General features: G+C 52.5%; 17 protein-coding genes. 4 read left to right on the top strand and 13 right to left on the bottom strand.

The window, feature by feature from the left end:
• Positions 1–8 precede the first annotated feature (8 nt).
• Entirely contained in the window at positions 9–1886 is a 1878-nt protein-coding gene (locus ABF979_RS02885; RefSeq protein ID WP_415557636.1) for an AsmA family protein, read from the top strand.
• A gap of 102 nt (positions 1887–1988) precedes the next feature.
• On the top strand, positions 1989–3302 hold the full coding sequence (locus ABF979_RS02880; protein ID WP_415557694.1) for a UDP-glucose dehydrogenase family protein: 1314 nt from the start codon (positions 1989–1991) through the stop codon (positions 3300–3302).
• A gap of 68 nt (positions 3303–3370) precedes the next feature.
• On the opposite strand, the gene ABF979_RS02875 is transcribed toward ABF979_RS02880, so the two are convergent.
• The 4 genes from ABF979_RS02875 to ABF979_RS02860 all read right to left on the bottom strand — a co-directional run bounded on the left by ABF979_RS02875 (position 3371) and on the right by ABF979_RS02860 (position 8111).
• The gene (locus ABF979_RS02875; protein WP_215749796.1) at positions 3371–4753 is read right to left on the bottom strand and encodes a sugar porter family MFS transporter; all 1383 of its coding nucleotides are present in this window, start codon (positions 4751–4753) and stop codon (positions 3371–3373) included.
• A gap of 451 nt (positions 4754–5204) precedes the next feature.
• Entirely contained in the window at positions 5205–6608 is a 1404-nt protein-coding gene (locus ABF979_RS02870) for a PLP-dependent aminotransferase family protein (protein ID WP_415557635.1), read from the bottom strand.
• A gap of 15 nt (positions 6609–6623) precedes the next feature.
• Positions 6624–7106 (bottom strand): hypothetical protein, encoded by a 483-nt coding sequence (locus tag ABF979_RS02865; RefSeq protein ID WP_415557634.1) that lies wholly within the window; start codon positions 7104–7106, stop codon positions 6624–6626.
• A 609-nt stretch (positions 7107–7715) separates the two neighbouring features.
• Positions 7716–8111 (bottom strand): nuclear transport factor 2 family protein, encoded by a 396-nt coding sequence (locus tag ABF979_RS02860; protein WP_415557633.1) that lies wholly within the window; start codon positions 8109–8111, stop codon positions 7716–7718.
• Between the two features lie 124 nt (positions 8112–8235).
• On the opposite strand from ABF979_RS02860, the gene ABF979_RS02855 reads away from it, so the two are divergent.
• Positions 8236–9006 carry an AraC family transcriptional regulator gene (locus ABF979_RS02855; protein ID WP_415557632.1) on the top strand — a complete coding sequence of 257 codons (771 nt, stop codon included), beginning with the start codon at positions 8236–8238 and terminating at the stop codon, positions 9004–9006.
• A gap of 101 nt (positions 9007–9107) precedes the next feature.
• Here the strand turns inward: ABF979_RS02855 and ABF979_RS02850 are convergent, their stop codons facing one another.
• From ABF979_RS02850 to ABF979_RS02835, 4 genes are all read right to left on the bottom strand, one after another.
• Positions 9108–11456, bottom strand: a complete 2349-nt coding sequence (locus tag ABF979_RS02850; protein WP_415557631.1) for a TonB-dependent receptor — start codon at positions 11454–11456, stop codon at positions 9108–9110.
• A gap of 100 nt (positions 11457–11556) precedes the next feature.
• A complete protein-coding gene (locus ABF979_RS02845; RefSeq protein ID WP_202206962.1) occupies positions 11557–12900 on the bottom strand; it encodes an MFS transporter in 1344 nt (447 codons plus the stop codon).
• Between the two features lie 72 nt (positions 12901–12972).
• Positions 12973–14127, bottom strand: coding sequence for a M24 family metallopeptidase (locus ABF979_RS02840; protein WP_415557630.1), 1155 nt, complete (start codon positions 14125–14127; stop codon positions 12973–12975).
• Positions 14128–14284: 157 nt separating this feature from the next.
• The gene (locus tag ABF979_RS02835; RefSeq protein ID WP_046900504.1) at positions 14285–14917 is read right to left on the bottom strand and encodes a TetR/AcrR family transcriptional regulator; all 633 of its coding nucleotides are present in this window, start codon (positions 14915–14917) and stop codon (positions 14285–14287) included.
• A 553-nt stretch (positions 14918–15470) separates the two neighbouring features.
• Between ABF979_RS02835 and ABF979_RS02830 the strand changes: the two genes are divergently transcribed.
• Positions 15471–17201 carry a Hint domain-containing protein gene (locus ABF979_RS02830; protein ID WP_415557629.1) on the top strand — a complete coding sequence of 577 codons (1731 nt, stop codon included), beginning with the start codon at positions 15471–15473 and terminating at the stop codon, positions 17199–17201.
• 125 nt (positions 17202–17326) lie between these two features.
• Here the strand turns inward: ABF979_RS02830 and ABF979_RS02825 are convergent, their stop codons facing one another.
• From ABF979_RS02825 to ABF979_RS02805, 5 genes are read right to left on the bottom strand one after another with little or no spacing between them, the layout of a single operon-like run.
• Positions 17327–19081 carry a dihydroxyacetone kinase family protein gene (locus ABF979_RS02825; protein ID WP_415557628.1) on the bottom strand — a complete coding sequence of 585 codons (1755 nt, stop codon included), beginning with the start codon at positions 19079–19081 and terminating at the stop codon, positions 17327–17329.
• A gap of 39 nt (positions 19082–19120) precedes the next feature.
• On the bottom strand, positions 19121–20140 hold the full coding sequence (locus ABF979_RS02820; RefSeq protein WP_415557627.1) for an ABC transporter permease: 1020 nt from the start codon (positions 20138–20140) through the stop codon (positions 19121–19123).
• On the bottom strand, positions 20130–21635 hold the full coding sequence (locus ABF979_RS02815) for a sugar ABC transporter ATP-binding protein (protein WP_415557626.1): 1506 nt from the start codon (positions 21633–21635) through the stop codon (positions 20130–20132). The genes ABF979_RS02820 and ABF979_RS02815 overlap by 11 nt, the downstream gene beginning before the upstream one ends.
• A 28-nt stretch (positions 21636–21663) precedes the next feature.
• Entirely contained in the window at positions 21664–22584 is a 921-nt protein-coding gene (locus tag ABF979_RS02810) for a substrate-binding domain-containing protein (protein ID WP_211500382.1), read from the bottom strand.
• A 59-nt stretch (positions 22585–22643) separates the two neighbouring features.
• The gene (locus tag ABF979_RS02805; protein WP_415557625.1) at positions 22644–23126 is read right to left on the bottom strand and encodes an RpiB/LacA/LacB family sugar-phosphate isomerase; all 483 of its coding nucleotides are present in this window, start codon (positions 23124–23126) and stop codon (positions 22644–22646) included.
• Between the last annotated feature and the right edge of the window lie 8 nt (positions 23127–23134).

The raw sequence follows: 23134 nt of genomic DNA, 5'->3' as shown, positions 1-23134 counted from the left end.
TTCTCTTGTTGAAATGGCTTCTTGGAGCGTTCCTCGGCTTTCTTGTCGTTTGCAGTGCGATCATCGGAGGCGGCTGGCTCTGGATCGACCAGAAAGATTTCTCGGCACTTGCAACACAGAAGCTCGAAAAAGCCACGGGTCGAACGGTCAAAATCGGCTCATTACGCCTCAGCCTTGGCCAGTGGATCACGGTAGACGCCAAGGACCTGCATCTGGCCAATATTCCCGGCGGCAGTCGACCAGATATGGTGAGTGTAGGTGCCCTGCATGCCCGAATACGACTAACCTCGCTTCTGCATGGGCCCCTTGAAACACGCGATGTCACGATTGACCATTTCTCAGGCCTCTTTGAAAGAACTCCAGACCGAACACCTAACTGGCGCTTCAAGCCCCATAAAACATCCGATACCGCAGATACCCAACCGCCATCTTCGGACAAGCCTGACCTGAACTGGTTCCCAGGACTTCGCAATGCCACAATCAACGAGAGCGATGTTACTTATCGCTCTGAAAAGGGCGCCTCTTACCCAGTCACCATGCAGCATGTGACTTTGCAGTCCGAAAATGATGCGTCTCCCCTGAGCATGGCTTTTCAGGGCGCATACAACGGCACACCCGTCACGCTCGATGCCACCATGCAGCCCCTCAAGGTCCTACGTCGCGCCCCAGAGCCATACGGGGCAAAAGCCCATGTTACGTCCGGGGATCTTGCTATCGATTTTGATGGCACCCTCACGGATGCTCTGAACTTTGAGGGCGTGAAAGGCAATATTACCCTTTCCACGCCGACCTCTGCGCCAATTTTTGCGCTGGCAGGGCTATCAGACACCCATCCCGTTATTCCCCTGACTCTTAATGGCACCTTTAGTCATGCCGGAGATAACTGGCATCTCACCAATGCCACGGGAAACTTCCAAAGCACCAAAATCAAAAGTGGGACCTTTGATCTGAACGAAGGTGGCAAAGGAAAGCCCGATATCATTTCAACAGACCTGAATCTGGGCCGGGTAGATCTTAATGATCTCAATAAAGCACTCTCATCCGGAAAATCCTCTGGGCCAACCGATATCCCCCTGATTGCCCCCGCAAAACCTGACCCGGTTCTGCACGTCAAACTCACTGCTGATGAGATCCTTTACAACGCTCTGACGTTTGCCAAGTTGAAGCTGGACGCGTCTCAGACACCTGGTCGCATTGATGTCAGTACTCTCGCGCTAGGCTATCTGGGAGCGGGACTTCAGGCCAACGGGCACATGGAAGATCAAGGCGGCCGCTCCCATGTTACGGCAAACATTGCTCTTTCCCATGGCGACATTGACCGCCTTCGCCGTACTGCGGGTCTAGCCCCAGTTCCGGTAAAAGGCAGCCTGTCGATCCGCATCATTGCTTCGGCGAATAATGTCCGCACCCTGAACGAGGCCACACGGAAAGCTGATCTGGTCGCAGCGGTCAGTATGGAAAAAGGAGAAATTGCCCGAGAGATCGTGGAAGCCGCGTCCATGGATCTTCGGCTCCTGTTCCGTCATGCAAAAGGGACCACACCGATCACCTGTATGCTGGGTGTTCTGGAGATGCATCAGGGGATCGGAAAAGTTGTTCCTCTCCGCCTAAAGACCAGCGCCGGTGTTCTGGCCGCGAAGGCAGATTTTGATTTAAACCGCCGATGGTTGGACCTTGTGTTTGCGAGCCGGCCGTTCTCCACGAGTTTCTTTGCACTCGATATCCCCGTACGTGTCAGTGGGCGGTTTGACAGTCCCGATCTGAGCATTGCGAAGTGGTCGAAGAAAGGGCGTGATCTTTTGGCTGACTCCAACGAACTGACTGTTCTGCCTGCTGCCCTCCGATCCTTTGCATCTTCCAATGCCTGCGCCCGCCCCACGCAATGACACATCATCCTAGTTCGTGGAGCGGCCTCAATTTGCTCCGTCAATGTACGCAGGTTATGCAGACCGCATAGCGCCTGGAGAGTTTCTGTTATGCGTATAGCAATGATCGGTGGTGGTTACGTCGGGCTGGTCTCCGGTGCATGCTTTGCCGAATTCGGTTCAGACGTAGCCGTTGTCGAGCGGGACCCCAAGAAACTGGCGGCCCTGCGTGAGGGCCGTATTCCCATTTATGAGCCCGGTTTGGACGCTATTGTCGCCAAGAATACCGAGACCGGCCGCCTTACATTTGGGGATGATCTGTCGACTGCTATCAATGGGGCAGACGCCGTCTTTATCGCCGTTGGCACCCCGACCCGGCGCGGCGACGGCCACGCAGACCTGACCTACGTCTATGCAGCAACGGAAGAAATCGCCCGCTCTGCCAAAGAGGGCCTGCTCGTCGTCACGAAATCTACGGTTCCGGTTGGAACAGGCCGTGAAGTTGCACGAATTCTAAGGGAAACACGCCCTGAGCTCACGTTTGACGTTGCATCAAATCCCGAATTCCTCCGAGAAGGTAACGCTATCGGAGATTTCATGCGCCCGGATCGCGTGATCATCGGGATTGATACATCCGGTTCCGACGAAGGCGAACGTGCGACAAGGATCATGCGTGAAGTCTATCGCCCCCTGCATCTGATTGAAGCGCCTATCGTCATTACAGACCTCGAAACGGCGGAACTCACCAAATACGCCGCAAATGCCTTTCTCGCCATGAAAGTCACCTTCATCAACGAGATGGCTGATCTTTGCGAAAAAGTGGGAGGCAATGTCCATGATGTTGCGCGTGGCATGGGTCTGGATCAACGCATTGGCGGGCGTTTTCTGCACCCGGGCCCGGGTTATGGGGGGTCCTGCTTCCCGAAGGATACACGCGCTCTAACAGCCATCGCAAATGATGCAGGAGCCCCATCCCGTTTGGTCGAAGCCACCGTCGCCGTAAACGAAGACCGCAAAAGTCGCATGGCTGAACGCATCATTGCTCAGGCTGGCGGTACTGTCCAAGGCAAGACGGTGGGAGTTCTGGGTCTAACCTTCAAGCCAGATACCGACGATATGCGCGAGGCAGCTTCTTTGCCTATCCTTACCCATCTGCATGAAGCAGGAGCCCGGATTCAGGTCTTCGATCCTGAGGGAATGGAAGCTGCACGCTCGCTCCTGCCTGACGGGGTTGTCTATTGCGGAGACGCGCTGGAAGCAGCGACCAACGCTGACATTCTGGTCGTTCTCACGGAATGGAACGTATTCCGCGCCATTGATCCGGAACGCCTGAGCAAAGCCATGCGCGGAAAAGCCATTGCGGATCTGAGAAACATCTGGGACCCCGCAAGCATGCGGGCCGCCGGCTTTGATTACAGTTCAATCGGCCGACTCTGAACGTGCACAAAAAAAACCGACCTCTTTGAGGGGCCGGTTTTTCGCGTCAAAAGTAATACATTCAGCCTTCAGGACTTGTGAACAGGAGCAAAAGTTCCATTCCGAAGGCTCTTTTCAAGCTGTTCCAAGGACTGGCCTTTGGTCTCCGGCACATAACGCAGCACGAACAGAAAGGCGCCTGCATTGACGAGGGCGAAAAGCCAGAACGTCATGTGCGCGCCCAAACCCTCAACAAGAGACAGAGTTGTCAGAGAGATCAGCAGATCTGCCCCCCAATGGCTGCCCGCAACAAGGCTCATGCCCTTGCCACGGCAGGACAGCGGATAAACCTCAGCGCCAACCAGCCAGACTGCAACTGACAAGCTACCCGTGTTGCAGATCGTGTAACCCATGATCGCCAGAACCGTGATCCATGCGCCAACACCGCCTTTCATGTGCAGCGCAAACATTGCTCCGAGCACAATCAGGGAAATAACTGCACCGGGCAGCAGGCGTAGAATCAGCGTCCGGCGGCCCCAGTTATCAACGGCCCAGCCACCGAAGATCGTAGCGCAGACCATCGCCAGACCAACAGCAACTGACGTCAAAAGCGCAGATTCCTGACCAAACCCGGCATCTGCAAAAATGGTTGGGGCATAGTACAGAACCGCGTTGATGCCTGTTAACTGACACAGCAGAGCGATACCAACAGAAGCAATAAGAGCCGGACGAACCCAGGGCTTGGCGAGTTCAGACCAGGGAGCCTGCTCGTCATGGTTGTCTATGATGGCCTGAAGTTCATTCTGGGCCACTTCTTCTGAAGGCCGTACGCGACGCAGAACAGCCAGAGCTTCATCCGTCCGCCCTTTAAGCGCTAACCACCGTGGGCTGTTTGGCAGAAATCCCATCCCGACAAAAAGGATCAGTGCAGGCAGCATGCCGATGCCGAACATGATCCGCCAGCTGCTGTCTCGCAGGAAATAGCCAGTCAGGAAGGAAATCGTAACGCCCGATACAATCGCAAGCTGGAAACCAACAACCAGTCGTCCGCGACGGTTCGGCGGCGAAATTTCTGCAATGTAGATCGGGACAATCTGGGACGCCGCGCCGATCGCAAGACCTAGAATCAGACGTGAGACGATAAGTACTGTGACCCCTTGGGCCGCCGATGCCAATGCTGTTCCAACCAGAAACAAAGCGGCAGCAAGCATCACAGTCCGACGACGACCAAACCGGTCAGAAATGCCCCCGGCACCAAGACAGCCAATCAACGCGCCGAGAATGATGGCAGATGTCACAATCTCGGACCCGATTGTGTCGAGATGAAACTGCTCACGTATCTGCAAAAGCGCCGAGGATATGATCCCCGTATCATATCCGAAAAGCAGACCACCCGTTGCAGAGATGGTTGCAATGAAATTGGTCAGCGCTTCTCCGCTGAGCCGTCGTGAAACATCAAGGGACTGCGTCATAGGGTCTTCTTCCGTCCGTGAGCAGGGTCATTCGGGAGGGGGGGTCTTTAACGTTACAGCACCTAACGGAACATCGTAAAAGTGAGTATTTTCATATTTCGATGATATTAATGTTATTTCTGGCTTAGATGTGACATTCAATGATGTGCATTTGTCACATCTCGCCTCATCGGGGGTGGATGCACTCTTGCTTCCACACTCCTTGACGACGGTGTCTGTTTCTTGAAAAGCAGGTCAAGGCTGCCGCATTTGTAGTCGGGCACAACTGAATGATCATGATCAAGCACTTGAGCATAAGCCCTCTGTTGCTTTCGGCATGCTACCCCGGTTCAGGTATGAGACCACGATCACCATCGAGAGAGGACAGGCTTACACCGGCCACCTCCCGGAATATTGAAAAAAGTTTTTGCTGGGTAAATTGCGCGAGCAAGGAAATTCCTGCTTTTTCGATTTATACGATAGACAGGAAATCCGTAGATCTCTTGTGACTAAGAATAGTCACAATATCATGCAATGAATTTTCAAGATTAGAAATATTAGAGATACTCCCAAGAGAAATTCTAGCTCTTTGGGGCGCATCACCATCCACGGCAAAAACATTACTCGGGACCAGTGCAATACCACGATGGCGCGCATATGATACAAAATCCACGCTACTCCACCACGCAGGCAACTTTAGCCACACATGGGGGCCATTCGGGTCCATCCCATGACCGTCTCCCAAAATTTTTCGAGCAATAGACTGTCTGAGGCGTAACTCCTGCTTAATCGATACTAATATTTCTTTCGACTGCCCTGTCTGCATCCATCGCAATGTCAGTGCACTCAATAGTCCCGCATTTGTCAGAGCAAATGCGCGGACTGCTCTAGAAAAACGTCTGGTCATTTCAGCGTTTGGCAGTGCAACATAAGCTGTTCTCAAGCCTGGGCTCAGTACCTTTGCCAACGTCGACACATAGATCACTCGGCCATGATCAAGCGCAGCCAGTGCAGGAATGGGATTATCATACAACAAGCTGTAGGGATCATCTTCTACGACATACAAACGGTTGTCATGAGCGATCCTTAAGACCTGCTTACGGCGTTCCAATGACATCGTCACCGTCGTCGGATTTTGAATAGCAGGAATACAATATATGGCTTTTGGTCGATATTGTTGGCAGGCCGTTTCCAGCTGCTCAGGTAGAAACCCGTTTTCATCACCATCTACCCCGACCAGAATAAGCCCGAGTTGATCTGCGACAGTGCGTATTCCAGAATAGGTAATACGGTCAGTTAATATTATATCTCCCGGACCTGCCAAAATACTCATGGCTGCCGCCAAAGCCGTCTGTGCACCAGGGACAACCAACACATCATCTGGGCGCCTTGATCCCATAACGGGTTCAATCCATTTTACCGCTTGTTGGCGCTCTTCCAATGTTCCCCCTGTGACGCGGTAGGACATAAGGTTGGCGATATCCTGCTTTTTCAAAAGTGCAGCAAGATCACGCTGCATAATGCGCTGAAGTGGCGGATTTTGCGGTATTGGCGGCAGATTCATCGTCATATCAACAATTGCCGCCTTGGGAGAGCGCCAGTGACTGACTTCAGCTCCCATCCTTACAAAGGTTCCTCGCCCCACCGTTGCATTAATGAGCCCACGGCGATGCGCCTCTCTGAATGCTCGCGTCACAGTTGTAAGATTTGTCCCGAGCGCAGCAGCTATATCTCGCTGGGTAGGAAGTCTTTCAGAACCATGAATGATACCCTCCCGAATTGACGATGCCAGAGCTTCTACTATTGCAAGGTACATAGGCCCATTATATTGGGCCGTATATTCACTCCACCTATCCAATATTTTTTTATTCTGCATTTGCGGAATTCTTAATTATTTTCTGGAAAAATTCATAAGAAACCCGAAAAATCGATCGAGCGCTGGCCCGATAAAATACCCAACAAATATGGATGCAAATGCCATAGGCCATGCAAGATATTCATATGGCGAGAACCAAGCTTGTCCCTGAACAATCGTTATGACGGTTATCGCCAATAAAACGAAACCCCATAGAGAGGATGACATGAAAGGAGAGAGATACTTTCCGTAAACTCCGTTTTCTCTTTCAGAAATCGCTTTTGAAATACCAATATGATACAAAAATATCATGGATGAAACAAAGCAACCGAACAAAGCCATCCAGCTTGTGTGGAAATGATTTTTGTCATCTATGTATGTGTAATAAAGTGCCAGAGCTACATACGCATGAGCAAGAAACAAACCTAAAACCATACCAAAAAGTCTATGCTTCAGGATAGTTTCAGCTTCGACGTTTTTATTATTGTAAATTTCATTCTTATTAAAATTTTCAATCATAATTCTGTTCCTTGTCCTGTTAGAACGTTCCAAGGCGTCGAAGTCAGTACACTTTCTGTCGATTGGCCTCCATTCTTTGAGGCACATTGTTCGCCTTTTACCGCCGGTATGCAAATTACAGGGGGTGAATGAAATGCCAGAAAATAGATACAATCAAAGACAATAGCAGGAAAATACGACCTATAAATACGTACAATTTTTTCAAAAATAATGTTTGGAAGAAAGTCCCCTTATAACCAATTGTTTTTAATGTGCTTTTTTGTGGAGAGAATTTAATGTGAAAACATTATCTGCACTTCGCCACTTTAAAATTTTGATGACGACAATAACGAGGTTTGAAAATAAACACGCAAACAAGATGATACGGATGTGGTGGTTAGCAAAAAGAAGACCGTCGCGTTTCACAGCCTCCTCGCGGAACTCCCAACTTGCATTACAGTCTCGCTTTTTTCAAAGAACTATAAAAACAGCGGAGATCATAACCGACTGGTCCCATATCATTGCGGCCATCTTCTAGCCTGTGATGTCTCCATGACTGCGCCACACTAGAAACAAGCCGCAGCCATAAATGACACTTCATGATAATGATTGAAATATCATAACCACCCGTTACTGTAGCGATCCAAGCGCTTTATCGTTCTGTCCACCCTCAAGAACACGCGTCAGTTCATCCACGAGGCAGATACGCTCCTCACGAAATTCATAAAAAGCGATAACCTTAATCAGACTACACTCACCAGAGTGGCGTATAGCACGCGCCAAATGGACAGTAGCTGCCCTATCACCCTCACAGACGACATGCTTAATACTGATTTCCAGCCTACAAAGGCCGCTTCTTAGAGCATTCGCATGCCTTAGGAAGGCGTCCAGCGTCATCTCATTTCCATCAACACGCTGTCGATAATCTGGTGTCATAAAATCAGAGAGCGCGCTGATCTCTGAGTTAAAATCCGTAAACGTAGAGAACATTTGGCGGATCGTCCGCTCGTGATGTCTCAATGACATGAAAACTTCCTTTGGTCTTGTGGCATCCAACACAGAGACTTTAACGTAGGAAAATGTGGCGCACTCTCGGGAATGCGCCATAATACAACTGTTATACGCCAAAATTTCCTAGTCGGGCCTACATATGCACTCCGCCAATATCGCTTGTCCTTGGCTAACAACCAGGCATATCAGTCAGCCCCAACGTCGCGTGACCGACCTTCACATCCACAAAACCGGTCAAATTATTGGAGTAGAGCGCGGGGTTATGATCATAAAGACTGAAGAGTCGTACTGGCTGATCGGTCCAAGACAATTTCTCTGGGTTCCACCAAAAACCAATCATGAGGCGCGCTCCCATGGTGCGATTTCGGGCTGGAGCTTCTATCTCAGAGAAGACAGATGCATTTCTCTCCCCACCAAACCTTTTATTGCAGACAGCACACGTCTGATAACAGCTCAGGCGGAACGTCTGTCAGTAGCTATCATCAGCACTACATGGGACGACCGTACCGCTCGATTGGCTGCAAGCTTCTGGGATGAACTTCTGTCTATTCCTCGTTGTTCGGTAGCACTACCAGCCCCCAAAGACGTCAGGTTGAAGCAAGTGACAGAAGCATTGAGCATTCATCCGGCCGATACACGAGAGCAGCAGGACTGGGCAAAGCTGGCCGGGATGTCGCTCCGCTCTTTCGTGCGCCATTTTACCGCTGATACCGGCATGTCTTTTTCGACTTGGCGCCAGAGGTTGCGTATTCTGAGTGCTCAGGAAAAACTGGCGCGCGGCGAAAGCGTCACTTCTGTAGCTGCTGCTGTAGGTTATGAAAGTCTCGGTGCTTTTGCTGCGGCTTTCAGGAAAAACACCGGATACTCTCCAAGCGATTACACCAAACGACTGCTCAAAGGCGTTGTGTAAGTCCACGGCTCTGCGTGCTGGAGAACGCGTGGGTTCATCAAACTCCATTCGTCTTTCCGCAGCTTAGCCTACATACTCCCTTTGAGATCCGTCTACTTGTATCAGAAATCCACTTTAAGGCGACCACCAACCATGCGTGGCGTTCCTGGAACGCCGAAAATACCATTCAAACCCGTGTCCCGCGTTACGTCGTAATGGCGGTTCAGCAAATTATTTGCATAGGCAGACACGGACCATTTTCCGCTCTTAGGTGCGAACGTCAAACCAGCATCCAGCAGGGAATAAGCTGGCAGCCGGTAAAGGTTATTCCCAGGAATATTTAACTGGGATCCGCGGTAACTGTAATCGACGTAGGGCGTCAGCCCCCATGCCTCACCGAGCTTCACCTTGTAGGACGCAGAGCCCTCAAGTGTCAGCTTCGGAATTCCCATATCGACGTTATTGAAATTCTTGTACTGCGCGCTCAGCACGCCCGTCTTGATGTACGCGAGAGCGACAGCCGTTGAGTCGATAGCGTTGAAATCCTTATAATTCCCGCGTTCGTATCCAATATGTTGGTGTAGGACCAACCCCGGGATCGGGTTGGCATCAATCTCCATCTCCACGCCCCAGATACGGCTCTTGGGAATATTGACGTACTGGCCGACCACGCCATAGCGCGGGATAACGGCCAAACCGATCATCTGTTGATTATGATAATCGTACCAGAATGCATTACCATTGATACGAAGCTTATGATGCAGATAATCGGACTTGAAGCCAATTTCATACGCCAGAAGAGATTCCGGCTTTGTTGGATTAAGCTGCGATTCAACAACCGTATTGTTGGCTGTGAACCCGCCCGGCTTGAACCCTTTCCGAATTGACCCATAAAACATCAGATTATTGAACGCCTGATATTCAATGCCGCCCATTCCGGAAAACTGATTGGTCAGAGCACCATGTCGGCCATACTGGTTGTCAAAAGGCGTTGGATACGCCGGAGTGTTATACCGCATAGTCCGCATATTGTAGAGCGTACGGTCATCGGATTCATGCGTCAGGGCCGCCTGAAGATGCAGCCGCTTGGTAAGGGCAAAGCGCAAATGGCCATACTGACTGAACGCCTGCTGATCCTGATTATAGCTGGTCCGCTGCACATAAGGCCGGGACCCGGACTGGGAATAATCATTAAAAATGGAAGAACGCATTTGCGTGCGGTCATAATACATCCCCACCGTCCACTGAAGGCGTGACTGTGAGTTACGCGATGCTAACTTGACCTCCTGAGAGAACATATTGGCGTTCGTGTTGACGTCCACGTCATAGATTGCATAGCGTGTGCCATCCAGATCCATGAGATTATGAACGTACATCTGCTGGAATGCGCTAATGGTTGTCAGGTTCGCAAATCCTAGGTTCCGCGTGATATTAACGCCTGCCCCCCAGAAGGTGTTGTTATAAGATGGTTTGGTCTGTCCCTCATTGCCTGACAACTTGAGAAATTCCGGGCGAAAGCCCCACGAGGTATCCCTGTTATTGCTGTAAGCTGGCGTATTTCTCGATAGGTCTTGAATATTATAAACGCCAGTAGCCTGGGAATTATCCTGCATCCAGTTCCCACTAAAAACGATGTTCGTCTTATCGTCAGGCTGCCAGGCAACCTTTGCACGCAAACCGCCTTTGTTGACATTTCCCAAAGTCTGGCCTGTGTTGATGTTCTTCTGAAAGCCTCCCCCCTGCTGAGTAAAACCAGCAATACGGTATTGCACGTTGGAGGTGATGGGGCCGGAAACGTAAAGGTTGGTAATGCTGCGATTATAGGTCGCAATGTCTTCAGACGCACCATAGTGAAGCGCCTTCGTCGGGTCTGCCGTTTGAACATTGATCTCACCGGCCGTTACGGTTTGTCCGTGCGTGTAACCAGATGGCCCGTTGCTGACATCCACACCCGCCATATCAAACATCGCAGCGCCTGCCATATATCCAATAGGCAAAGCTACGCCGTCCACATAGGTCATGACGGATGGCGTATTGTTAGAGGTAAAATCGTTTAGCCCCACACCACGCAATGTAAAATTGACACTTGAACTCGCACCTTGAGGCTGCACTGTGAGATTGGGCGCAAGGTTCATCACGCCTTTAACGTCCGTCACCTGATGCCTTGCGAGATCCGCAGCATCGATATGAGTGACTGAAATGCCCTGCTTCTGTCGCGCCGCCTGCCCAAACACATTTCTCGTCTGCCGCACCATAATCGTCTCAGGTTGCGAAGATTGCATGGCCCTTCGATTATGCTGAACGGGAGACAACACAGGCTTTTTTATAGTTGCACCAGCTTTGGGATGAGACGCATGTTTGTGAACTGCGCCCGTTGTGATTGGGGCCGCGACAGATGTTTCCGTAAAGACAGAAAGCGTCATGGCAAGAGCAGTGCCGCACAGAAGAAAATAATTGTTATATCGGAACATTTCAGGTCTCCCCGGAATATCTCCGGTTATGAAGGTGGCGTGTTTCATGCACTCGCATGAGCGAACTTGGTGGAGAGGGACGTGTGGAGGCAGACGTGACTTACACGCCGTAATCTCCAGTAATCGCCTCCAGAGAACGGTTTTTGGTGGAAGGTCCGAACAGGAGGATACTGAGCGCGCCACCGAACAAAATGACGGCTGTCAGACCAAACACTCCTGCAAAGCCTACTTTGGGATATGCGGCACCAATCAAGAGCGGGGCAGCAATCGCTCCTACTCGACCAAGTGCCGATGCTGTTCCCATGCCCGTCGCGCGGAGAGACGTTGGGAAAATCTCAGGAGTGTAGGCGTAAACCCCGGCATACGTTCCATTCATGAAGAAGGAGAGCAGAAGGCCGGATACGAGAACTGCGGTCGAAGAACTCGCCATCCCCAGACCAAGAGCGCTGATCATCGCGGCAGCTAGATAACCTACAATGGTCGCTTTTCGTCCCCACGCTTCATTGAAATAAACAGCACTGAAATACCCGGGAATTTGTGCCACGTAGATTGCGATTGAAAAGCCGAAACTATGCGCAATGGTAAAACCCCGAGCGATCAGAAGCGTAGGCAGCCAGGAAAAGAACGCATAATAGCTGAACGTAATGGACATCCAGAGAAGCCAGCTCATGACGGTGACCCTGCGCAGGCGTGCCGACAAAAGCTGCGTGAATTGCTTGGACATACGCGTGCATGGTGATGACGGCGCGCTTTCTGCCTTATAAGCCACCGATGGGCGCCCTAGTTCTCTTTCGATTCCACTAAGAACAGCATGAGCTTCCTGTCCCCGCCCGACGATCTGAAGCCAGCGGGGAGATTCTGGCAGAGATCTGCGCCACCAAAGGAGCAAAATTACCGGACAGGCTGTCAGAGCCAGCGCCCAACGCCACCCGTCCGATGATCCCGGGATCAGGGCATATCCCAGCAGAGCCGCAGCAACAAAACCAAACGAGAAGAAGCCAGCCAGAGCACCAGTAAAAGCTCCGCGATAACGACGCGGCACAAACTCTGAAAGATATGGAGCGATAATGGCGGATTCAGCGCCAGTCCCAAGACCCGCGATCATCCGTGTCAGAAGAAAGCTGTGCCAGTTTGTACAGAAGGCCGAAGCCAACGATCCCAGACAATAGCAGGCCAAAGCCCACATCATGACGGATCGGCGGCCCCATCTGTCTGCAATCAAACCGGCACACAGCGCACCAATGAAATATCCCAAAAACGCGGAGCTGCCCAATAGCCCCAGTTGTGACAGGGACAGGCCCCATAAATGCTGAATAGCGGGCATCACGAATGCCAAAATGGCTCCATCAAGCCCGTCAAAGCAGTACCCTGCTCCCCCCACCAGAAGGAGCTTGTAATGAAAGCGGGAAAACGGAAGCTGCTCCAGCCGTTCTGAAATAGTCATCGATAGCGTTCCCGACACAAGGGAGAATGAAAAAACAAACTTCGTCAGGAAAAATCAGCGTGTGCCTCAGGCCTAACGAACGATGAGATTTTCTTTTTCATCGGGATATTTTGTCAGTATTTCGTATCCGGCTTCAGTGATCAGAACTGTATCCGAATGCCGGTATCCACCCTGCCCTTTGATATAAATTCCCGGCTCAATACTGAAAATCATACCCGGCTGAATGACGTTATCTTCACCCAGAGCAAGGAACGGAGCTTCATGACTGGTAACGCCGAAACTATGGCCGGTCCGGTGCAGCGGCGTTTCATAGCCCGCACGATGCGCAATAGCCTGGCAGGCCGCATCAATTTCGGAACCAATCGCACCCGGTTTGAGCATACCGTACGCGGTATGGCGCATTTCCATCATGGTATCGAAAGGGCGTTTCGCGTCTTCGGGGATATGATCCAAGAAGAACGTTCGCTCGATTTCCGCGCCATATCCGTTAATGCGCCCCGCAATAAGCCCCATGAACGGACCTCCTGGTTCACAAGGTGCGGTCAGGCATGAAAAATTATGCGGATCGTCTGTATAGGCAGGCGGCTGGATGAGACCGGCAGCCTTGCTGGACATGACATTATAAGCCGGTGCTTCCGTCAGGCAGCGATGGTAAAAATAGGGAGTCACGTCTGAAATGGCCTGAGCCACCATCACACCTGGCTTGACCTTGCCCATCATCATGGCAAGAGCCTTGGTCATCACGTCACTTGTCCACGCGATACGTGAAATCTCATGGGCAGACTTAATCTGCCGGACGTCATCAACGATATTCAGGATCTGGCACCGAGGTCCGATCGCTGCCTGCAAATAAGCCGGACAGGCCGCCTCAATACCGATTGTACCCTGTGCTGGCAGAATGTTCGCCAGACGATCAGACCATCGCGCTCCAGCAGGGGCTGGGAACTCGGCATACTCCGCAAGTGTCAGGGCACCGACCTTGTGCCGCTCCACATGCGGGATCTCAAGCCTGGGAACAATGAACGTCGCGTCCGAGGCAGTCAGAACCAGTACAAATGGACGCTCATGAACGAAATTAGCGAAATTTGTCAGGTAATAAATGTTGTCAGGATCAAAAGAGACATACGCCGCATGGCCGGCTGCCTCCATTTTTTCCCGGACCTTCTTATGGCGTTCGGCCATTTCGGCGGGAGAAACCTGCAAAGCAGTAAGAGGCGGCATTGTCATGTCTGACCCTGTTGTGCTGGAGGGAGGTCTCTCAACGCTCCCATTCAAATTCTTATAAAAGCAATACAACCTAATTGTTTGTTATGCGTCAAGATAAATTATTTGCGTATCGGAATGATTCGACCCTGTACGTGCGGAACGTCTCCAGCCCTCTGAATCAGGGAGTTTTCAAAGCAATCCGAAGGAATTCTTCGCGGGCAAATCTGCGCCAGACTTCAAAGGAGCGATAGAGATCCTCCAGCGGAATGCCTCGTGCCGTTTCAACTGCTAACCCGCGCAAAAGCGCAGCATTCAGAAGTCGCAGATCAATAAACTCCTGACTGGGCGCCACACCCCGCTTTCCGGACAGCCACCTCGTCATGAACTGGTCAATGCGGGCGAGAACCGGAGCTGTCACTTCTTCCAGATCCGGATCGCTTCGCCTTGCCAACTCTATTTCCACCGTCGCAATAAATTCCGGCCCGGCGGTCACGAGTGCCCACATCGTATCCAGCATGGCATCAACACGCTGCTCAGGTGTTTCCTTGTTGCTGATGGCCTGCCTGTAGAGGCGCGCGCGCTTAAGAGCATAATGCCGCAGGACCGTGGCCATAATCAGTGATTTTGTGGGGAAGTGGTGCTGCAACGCCCCAAGACTGACACCCGCCGCCTTTGCGATGCGCTGTATTGTTGTCGCGGCATAGCCCTGCGTCTGAAGTAGATTGACGGCCGCTTGCACAACCTTGGCACGCGTCGAGGCGCTACGATCAGCCTGCGTACGCCGCCGCACGGGGACGGAAGAAACACTCATGAGATTACAGACAGGCCCCTGATGCCAAAATCAACGATAGGACATTCTATTACAGTGAAGCTTCCGCTTCCGGAAATTCCCCTTCAATTCCATTCGCCAACACTTCTTCCAATCAACACTTTCTTAGGATTGCTGTTCTACGCAAAGAGCTCGGGACATGACGTTATCGAGATCATCAGTCTCTCCACATCTCGAATGGGCCTCTCAGGTTTGCCGGGAGGGAGGCATTTCTAGAAACCACTATGCTACCGCAGACCATCCATCGATTTTAAAATATCAGAGCGCTTTTCTGGCCTCTCTCCATCTCACATTCGGAATCCAATATGAAAATTCCGATTAACGCCGCCCTCTAGAATGCATTTTTCTCAAAACGTATTTCTCCTGAAAATATCAGGACTTTTTAGAAACTTATTGTTTTCTTTTTGGTCTTTCTGCCGTGGAAAATCATGAAAATCAATATTTTCATTTTACAAAAACCACCTGAAATCATACCATTAGTTTACTTAAAACAAACTATTCGCATCCAGCGTCGACGAAGAAGCATAGGAATCACATGACAACGACAGTCAGTTCAGGAAGCTCCACGACCGTTAGCGGTACGACACAAAGCGGTTTCGTTGTCCGTGGTGGCGGCACACTGAATGTCTCAGGTGGCGGGAAAGCAAGCAGTATCGCTGTTTCTTCAGGCGGCGTTGTCAATGTCAAAAGTGGAAGCGCGTCGGGCATCGTACTGAGTTCTGGCGGCGCGAAATATGCTGCCAATGGCGCTCGACTCTACACCTATTCCGGAGCGACGGTCACAGGCGTCACGGTTTTTTCCGGCGCTGAAATCAATAATCGAGGCGGTGTGCTCAGCAACGTCACCGTTTCCTCTGGTGGCTTTGCCCAGGAATTCGGCAACAGCTACGGCCCATCCAAGGACTATTATACGACTGTTGCCAATGGTGGAGAATTCTCCGTACAGGCTGGTGCGTCGTCCATTAGCGCCACGGTGTCTTCCGGTGGAATTTATACAGTTCATTCAGGCGCCATTATCAGCGGTCTGGACATTACCTCTGGCTCTCTGCTGACATTTGCAGACTTCAAGGCTGGTTCCAGCATGTCAGCCAGTGTCAGTGGCTCGACCTTGAATGTCTATTCAGCAGGTAAGCTTGTACAGTCCGTGGGCTTGGATACGACTGCCTATAATGGTCATACGTTCAACGTCTCAGCGTCGTCGGGTCAGTACGATAGCGGCGGCATCCGGGTTACGGTCTGCTATCTGTCCAACACCATGATTTTAACGCCAGACGGTGAAAAGGCCGTTGAAACCTTGCAGATTGGCGATCTGGTTATGGTCAAACGGAACGGCAAACTTCAGCCAGAGCCAATCCACTGGGTGGGCCGTCGTTTTGTGGACGTCAAAGCCAGTGCAGACCCTAACAAATGGCCCGTCTGCATCAAGGCCAACGCACTCGCCGATAACATCCCACACAAGGACCTTCGTATTACCTCGGAGCACTGCCTGCATCTGAATGATCTGATGGTTCCGGCGCGGATGCTGGTCAATGGTCGTTCCATCACGACAGATACGTCCGAGAGCTTTTTCGAAATCTTCCATGTAGAACTCGAAACACACGGCGTTCTTATCGCCGATGGAGCAGAAGCTGAAAGCTATCTGGACACGGGAAACCGCACTTCGTTCGAACAGACCGGAGATGTTGTTCGCCTGAACAATCAGACATGGGTGTCTGATGCTGCGGCGCCGCTAGGTGTAAGCCGCGAGCAGGTCGAACCGCTTTATACTGCGCTTCTGGAACGTGCGATCAAGCTGGATATCGGCGAAACGTCGCGTCCCGCAGAACAAACTGATGACCATGATCTGCATTTGGTCACGACGGACAACACCGTGATTTATCCATCACGGACAATGCAGGGATCGGTTCTGTTCCAGATCCAGCCGGGCGTCACATCGGTTCGTCTGGTTTCAAGAAGCAGCCGCCCAGCAGATGTTATTGGTCCATTTGTTGATGACCGTCGCAATCTCGGCGTTCTGGTGGGGCAAATCAAACTCTGGGACAGCACGGTTTGCCATTCCATCACGTCCCATCTTTCTGCATCCGAGGATGCGGGCTGGTACGCTGAAACCAACGGTGAAGCCCGTTGGACGAATGGCAATGCTCTGGTGTCTCTGGGAAACCGGAATGCTGATGCGATCGGGATGCTGGAAGTTCAGGTTCTGAACGCAGGGCCATATCTTCTGGAGAGCCAGGACGATTCAGCACTCCAGCTTTCTTTCGGCTAAGCCGTTAAAAGGATCAGGAGCTTTTGGTGAGAAAGCTCCTGACCTTTCACTTTCGCCACAGGTCAGGAGTTCTCAAGAAAAGGCCTCCCCTGACGCGTTTCTCTAAGAAAGCGTCCGTTTTTCCCTTACTCCCCCAGAGAAACTGTGCGTTTTTGCTCATCGTCAAGAAGCGGGGTCTGCAGTTCCTTTCCCACCACACCGACACAAAGCGCGAGAGAAAGAGCCCCCGCATCAGGGTGACCCTTGCTTCTTTCACCATGGGTTCTAGCGCGCCCCATGCGAGGGAGAAGATCTTTCGTAGCCTCGGCGGCGACTTGTGAGGCATTGGCGGCCTTAGACCACGCAACGGGCAGAGCCGCGCCACCTGAAAGCTCCTGCTCAAGAATTTCTACAAATGGCACGAGAGCATCAATGAGGGTTTTGTCCCCAGGCTTCGCTTTCCCAAGAGACATGATGCGCTCCATCGCCTGCCTTGCTCCCTGAGCAAGCTGCGTTGAAGAGGGAAGCGCATTGTCGTCCAGCGCCAGACTGAACGCTCTCAGGCCCTCGCCCCACAAAGCGCCAGACGTTCCGCCCGCACGATCCGCCCAGGCATCTGCCGCTGCTGAAAGAGTAGTTGCAGGCCCGGCCCCTGAAGTCGCGGCTCTGACGGCCGCGGCTTTGGCAGCAGCCGAACCGCGGGCCATTCCCTGACCATGATCTCCATCTCCTGCCACCGCATCGATATGACCCAGTTCAGTTTCTGCCGCGGCAAGAGCCTCGGCCAAGGTGATCATAACTCCCGAGACGCACTGACCGCCTCGCCGCCCTTCTGCTGTGGACGATTTCATGTATGTCACGCTGGTTTCGGCTGGCGCGTCCTCGAAAGTTATACCTACCTCTTCAATCAAGCCATGGCGCAACGCAGCCGTATCAACCGGAGCACACCAGAGGCGCTCCAGTTCTTCATCAAGCCAGGTCAAGGTCAGTGAACAGCCTGCCATATCAAGACTGGTGACATATTCTCCAACCAGAGGGGCCACAGCCGTCAGACCTGCTTTTTCCAACAGGGGCGCCAGTGCTTCCCACAGAACAAACAGTTCCTCCTGTTTCGTACTTCCCAACCCGTTGAGAGTCAGAGCCACACGCCGGGATGCCCCGGCAGGCAGTTCGCTTAGGACTTTTTCCAGCAGGATCTGTGCCAGGACCTGCGGTGTTGGAATGCTCTCCTCCCCGATCCCCGGCTCCCCATGCACACCAAGCCCAAGCGCCATTCGGGCATTCGGAACGTGAAACAGCTTGTCTGCCTCGCCCGGCAGCGTGCAGCCATCAAAAGCAACGCCGAAAGTTCGTGTCTGACGGTTTACGCGGTGACCAATCTGTTCGACAGCGTCCAGATCCAGCCCTTCTTCCGCAGCAGCGCCCACAATCTTGAAAATTGTCAGATCACCCGCAATACCGCGCCGACGTTCCCTCTCGTTTTCTGTCGCACTGGCCACGTCATCCATGGTTGCAAGAATGCGAACGTCATATCCCTCTGCCCGCAACCTGTCGGCAGCGATACCAAAGTTCAGAACATCTCCAGCATAATTGCCAAAGCCCAGAAGAATGCCTCCTCCGAGATCAGCCTGACGGACGACACTTTGAATGGCCTGCGTTGACGGAGACGCGAAGATATCTCCAGCAATGGCCGCGTCCGCAAAACCAGTTCCCACATACCCGATGAATGCGGGATAATGCCCTGATCCTCCACCCACGACGACAGCCACCTTGCCTTTTGAACCCGGTTTGGCGCGCACAACACCACCCCGGACCATTTTGACAAGGTCTCGATGCACCATGCTGTATCCATGCAGGGCCGAGGCTGCGAATTCGGAAGCATCGCCACAGATCTTGGTCATGTGAGTCTCTCCTTTATCAGGATGAAAAGCTGCTGACGGTCAGGACGCGTCGCGGTTAAGGTAATGACGGGCTAGAGAGTCCAGAGAGATGGCGAGCACGACGATGCCGCCGCTCACAACGGACTGCCAGTACGGCGAGATGCCAAAGAGGACGATGATGTCTTCAATGATCCCGATGATCACGGCACCCAGCACAGCGCCAACCGGGCTTCCCAGACCACCCGTTGTTGCAACGCCGCCAATGACGGCTGCCGCAATCGGAGACAGAACCCATGTGTCACCGATGGATGGCTGTGCTGTTCCGAGACGCGCGACCATGAGAATGCCAGCCAGAGCAGACAGGAAACCGGCGAGAGCGAACGCGCCCATACGAATGGCATTGACGCGAATACCGAGCATTCTTGCGGCCTGCGGGTTGCTCCCGATGGCGTAAATGTAGCGCCCGACAGGCGTACGCATCATGACGAATGCGACAACCGTCAGACACACCAGCAGCACCAGAAATGGAACCGGCACGCCGAGGACAAGACCTCTACCAAGGAAGCTGATTTCATGCGGCACACCGGTAATGGCGACGCCGCGTGTCGCCACCAGATTGGCACCGCCATAAACGCCCGCCATACCGATGGTCAGCACCAGAGAATGCAGACGAAGCTGAGTAATCAGCAGGCCATTTAACAAGCCACATCCCGCTCCCATCAGCAGGCACAGAGCGAGCGAGAGCCAAGGATTCAGACCGACCTGCACCATCAGCATTCCGCCAACGACGCCAGCGAGGCCACCAATCGCACCAACGGACAGGTCAAGCTCGCCAAGAATCATCAAGACGGCCTGCCCAATGGTGACCAGACCGATGAACGCGAGCGCACGCGCGATGATGATCATGTTGAATGATGTCAGGAAGTGCGGCGACAACAGACACGAAATCCCGAAAATCAGGATCATCGCACCAATGACGCCACCCAGCGGATTGGCGACCATTCTGGCTATAAGCGCACGAAGGGAAGACGCCTTTGGTGGCGTGGGAGTTGCTCCGGGGAGCGTGGTTTCAAGCGACATGACGGGTCTCCGTGGCGCCGATGATCGCGCCCACAAGCGTATTGACGTCAGTGGTAGCCTGGTCGAACGACCCGGTGGTCCGACCGCCATACATGGTGATGATTCGCGTTGCGCAGCGCTGCAACTCAGTCATTTCAGAAGAGACGAGGATGATGCCGACACCCTCTTCCGCGAGCTGTTGCATGATGCGGTAGATCTGGAATTTCGTGCCGATATCGATACCCTTTGTGGGCTCATCGAAAATCAAAATGCGAGGACGACGCGCCATGGCACGGCCGATAATGGCTTTCTGCTGGTTTCCCCCGGACAGGAAGACAATTTTCTTGCCGACGGAAGATGTGCGCACATCAAATTTCTGAATCGTTTCAGAAACGATTGATTTCTCCTTTCCGGACGAAATAATGCCGCCGCGCTTCATCTTTTCCAGAACGGAAAGGCTGATGTTTTCGCGCACGCTCAGAAGCGGAAAAATACCGTGATGTTTCCGTTCTTCGGAAAGATAGACCATGCCCATAGCCACAGCCCGATCTGTTCGGCCACGAGGTATTTCTTTACCGTTAAACATGCACCGTCCGGATTTTGCGGAATGATACCCGAACATGGTCTGCATCACTTCCGAACGACCAGCCCCCACCAGCCCCGCAAAACCAAGAATTTCGCCACGACGGAGCTGAAAAGAAACATCTGAAAAGCCCGGTCCCGTCAGGCCTTCCACACTCAGAAGAATATCAGAATCATCAATGGCACCTCGCGGCTGGAATTTCTCTTCAAGCTGAACAGAACTGCCAGACATCAGGCGGATAAGCTGATCTTCCGTCATGCCATCCATCGGGTACGTCCCAACACTGCGACCATTGCGCAGAACAGTCACAGTGTCGCCCAAACTGAAAATTTCTTCCATTTTGTGCGAGACAAAAACAATTGCACAGCCACTATCCCGCAACGTGGTGATAATGCGGAAAAGATGTTCCGTCTCGTTCGCCGTGAGGGAAGATGTCGGTTCATCCAGGATCAAAACCTTGAACTCATTCCGGCAGGCCGCACGCGCAATCTGAAGCAGCTGCTGATCTGATACGCTGATGCGACTGACGGTCTGTCCCGGCCGGGCATGAATCCCAAAGCGCTCGATAAACCGGGCTGCCTCCGCTTCCATAGCCTTCCGGGAAATCGTCAGATGACCAAATCCCGAACGATGGAACGGCATGAACATGTTTTCAGCAACCGTCATGGACGGAAACAGATTCAGTTCCTGCGGAACGTAAGCAATACGGGAGAAAAGGCTATGATCCACCAGAGCATCCTGCCCCTCGATCAGGACCGTTCCTTCGTCAGGCGTGACAAGACCTGTCAGGGTCTTGATCAGCGTTGATTTACCCGCACCATTTTCTCCGGCCAGGATATGGATTTTGCCCGGCTCAAGCACCAGATCGACGTGATCGAGCGCGACCACACCGGGATAGCTTTTACGGACAGCTTCAACCTGGAGAACCGCCATGATCGTTACTCCTGCCTCAGAGCCAGGCTCAGAGGGTTTTCTTGGTGATGACGTCGATGCCCGTATCGATGTATTTGGGTGTTTTCTGCCCCATCGCGCTCTGCCATGCAGAGACGACAGCCCAGTAACCCTGCATTTCCGGGCGGCTGGACGCTGTTGATTCCGCAACACCATCCCGAATAAGCTGAAGCATATCGTTCAGGTTATCGAGGCCGACTTCCTGGACTTTGCCTGCCTTCCCGCTTTCCCGGATGGCCTGCCCGATGCCGACAGGACCAGATGCATCACAGGCAACCCATCCCACGAGATTGGGGTGCGCCTGCATGATGGCAGAGGCCTGTTTCTGACCTGTCTCGATGCTGTCGTTGTCGATCCCGGTCGCGACAACTTTGATATCCGGGTATTTTGCAAAGACCTTCTTTTCACACTCTGCGCGCAAAGTGTGGTTAGGCGCTGTGGGCACGCCCATCATGATGGCCACTTCACCTTTTTTGCCAATCAATGTGGCAAGCCGTTCTGCCGCAATCGTTCCCTGCTCACAGAAATCGGCGCCCACTGCCGTAATATTCATGCCCTCCGGAGGAAGAGAGTCGAAAACGGTCATGGGAATTTTCTGCTCGATGGCTTCATCCATCGTCGCGCGATTTCCCTTCTCGTCCAGCAGATCAAGAATAAGTCCGTCAGGGTGCGTAGCAATTGCTCTTTCAATGATGTCATTCTGGGAAGAGACATCAGCGGTTTGCGGCGCACGGTATTCGATTTCGATTTTCTGTCCCGTGGTTTTGGTGATCATGTCTGCTGCGGCACGAGCACCCGTATTGAGCTTGTCAAACCACGGATGGACAACTTTCGGAATCAGAACAAAGCGCAACGGCGTGTTGGTGTCAGCGGCCTGTGCAGCAAGTGGCGTTGCGGCCAGAACAGCACCAAGGAAAAGAGCTTTTTTCATGTTCGTCGTCTTTCCAGATAACCCGTTCCGGTATCAGATCGGAAACAGGGGAAGTATTTTCAGCAGTTGGATGTTTGCAGATGATGCTCGGAATATTTCCGGCTCAGTTCTTCAATGCCCGCAACGTTGCCTGCGGACGGCCCAGACGGGTCAAAGCTATGCGCCAGCCAGGCATCCACAATGCTTTTGGCCAGTTCCGGCCCGATGACACGTGCCCCCATGGTGATGATCTGGGCATCGTTTGAAAGGGCAGCACGTTCTGCAGAATAGGTATCGTGCGTCAGCGCGGCCCGAATTCCCGGAATTTTATTGGCGGAAATACAAACGCCAATTCCCGTTCCGCAGCACAGGATTCCCCGATCAAAATCCCCGTGCGTGATCGCGAGACCGACCCGCTCACTTAGCTCCGAATAGAGCTCAGGATGCTCATCTTCAGGATGGGACATATCAACAACCGTATGCGGTGTTGTGGCGCGAAGATGTGCAGCAATGAGGCCTGCAAGACCTTCTCCGGCCCGATCGCCTCCAATCGCAATACGCATGATTTTTC

The sequence above is a fragment of the Gluconobacter sp. genome, from assembly GCF_047723935.1.
In the GTDB taxonomy this organism is placed as follows: Bacteria; Pseudomonadota; Alphaproteobacteria; order Acetobacterales; family Acetobacteraceae; genus Gluconobacter.
Note: the sequence above shows the minus strand (reverse complement) of the source record. Positions and strands in the feature narration are given on the sequence as shown.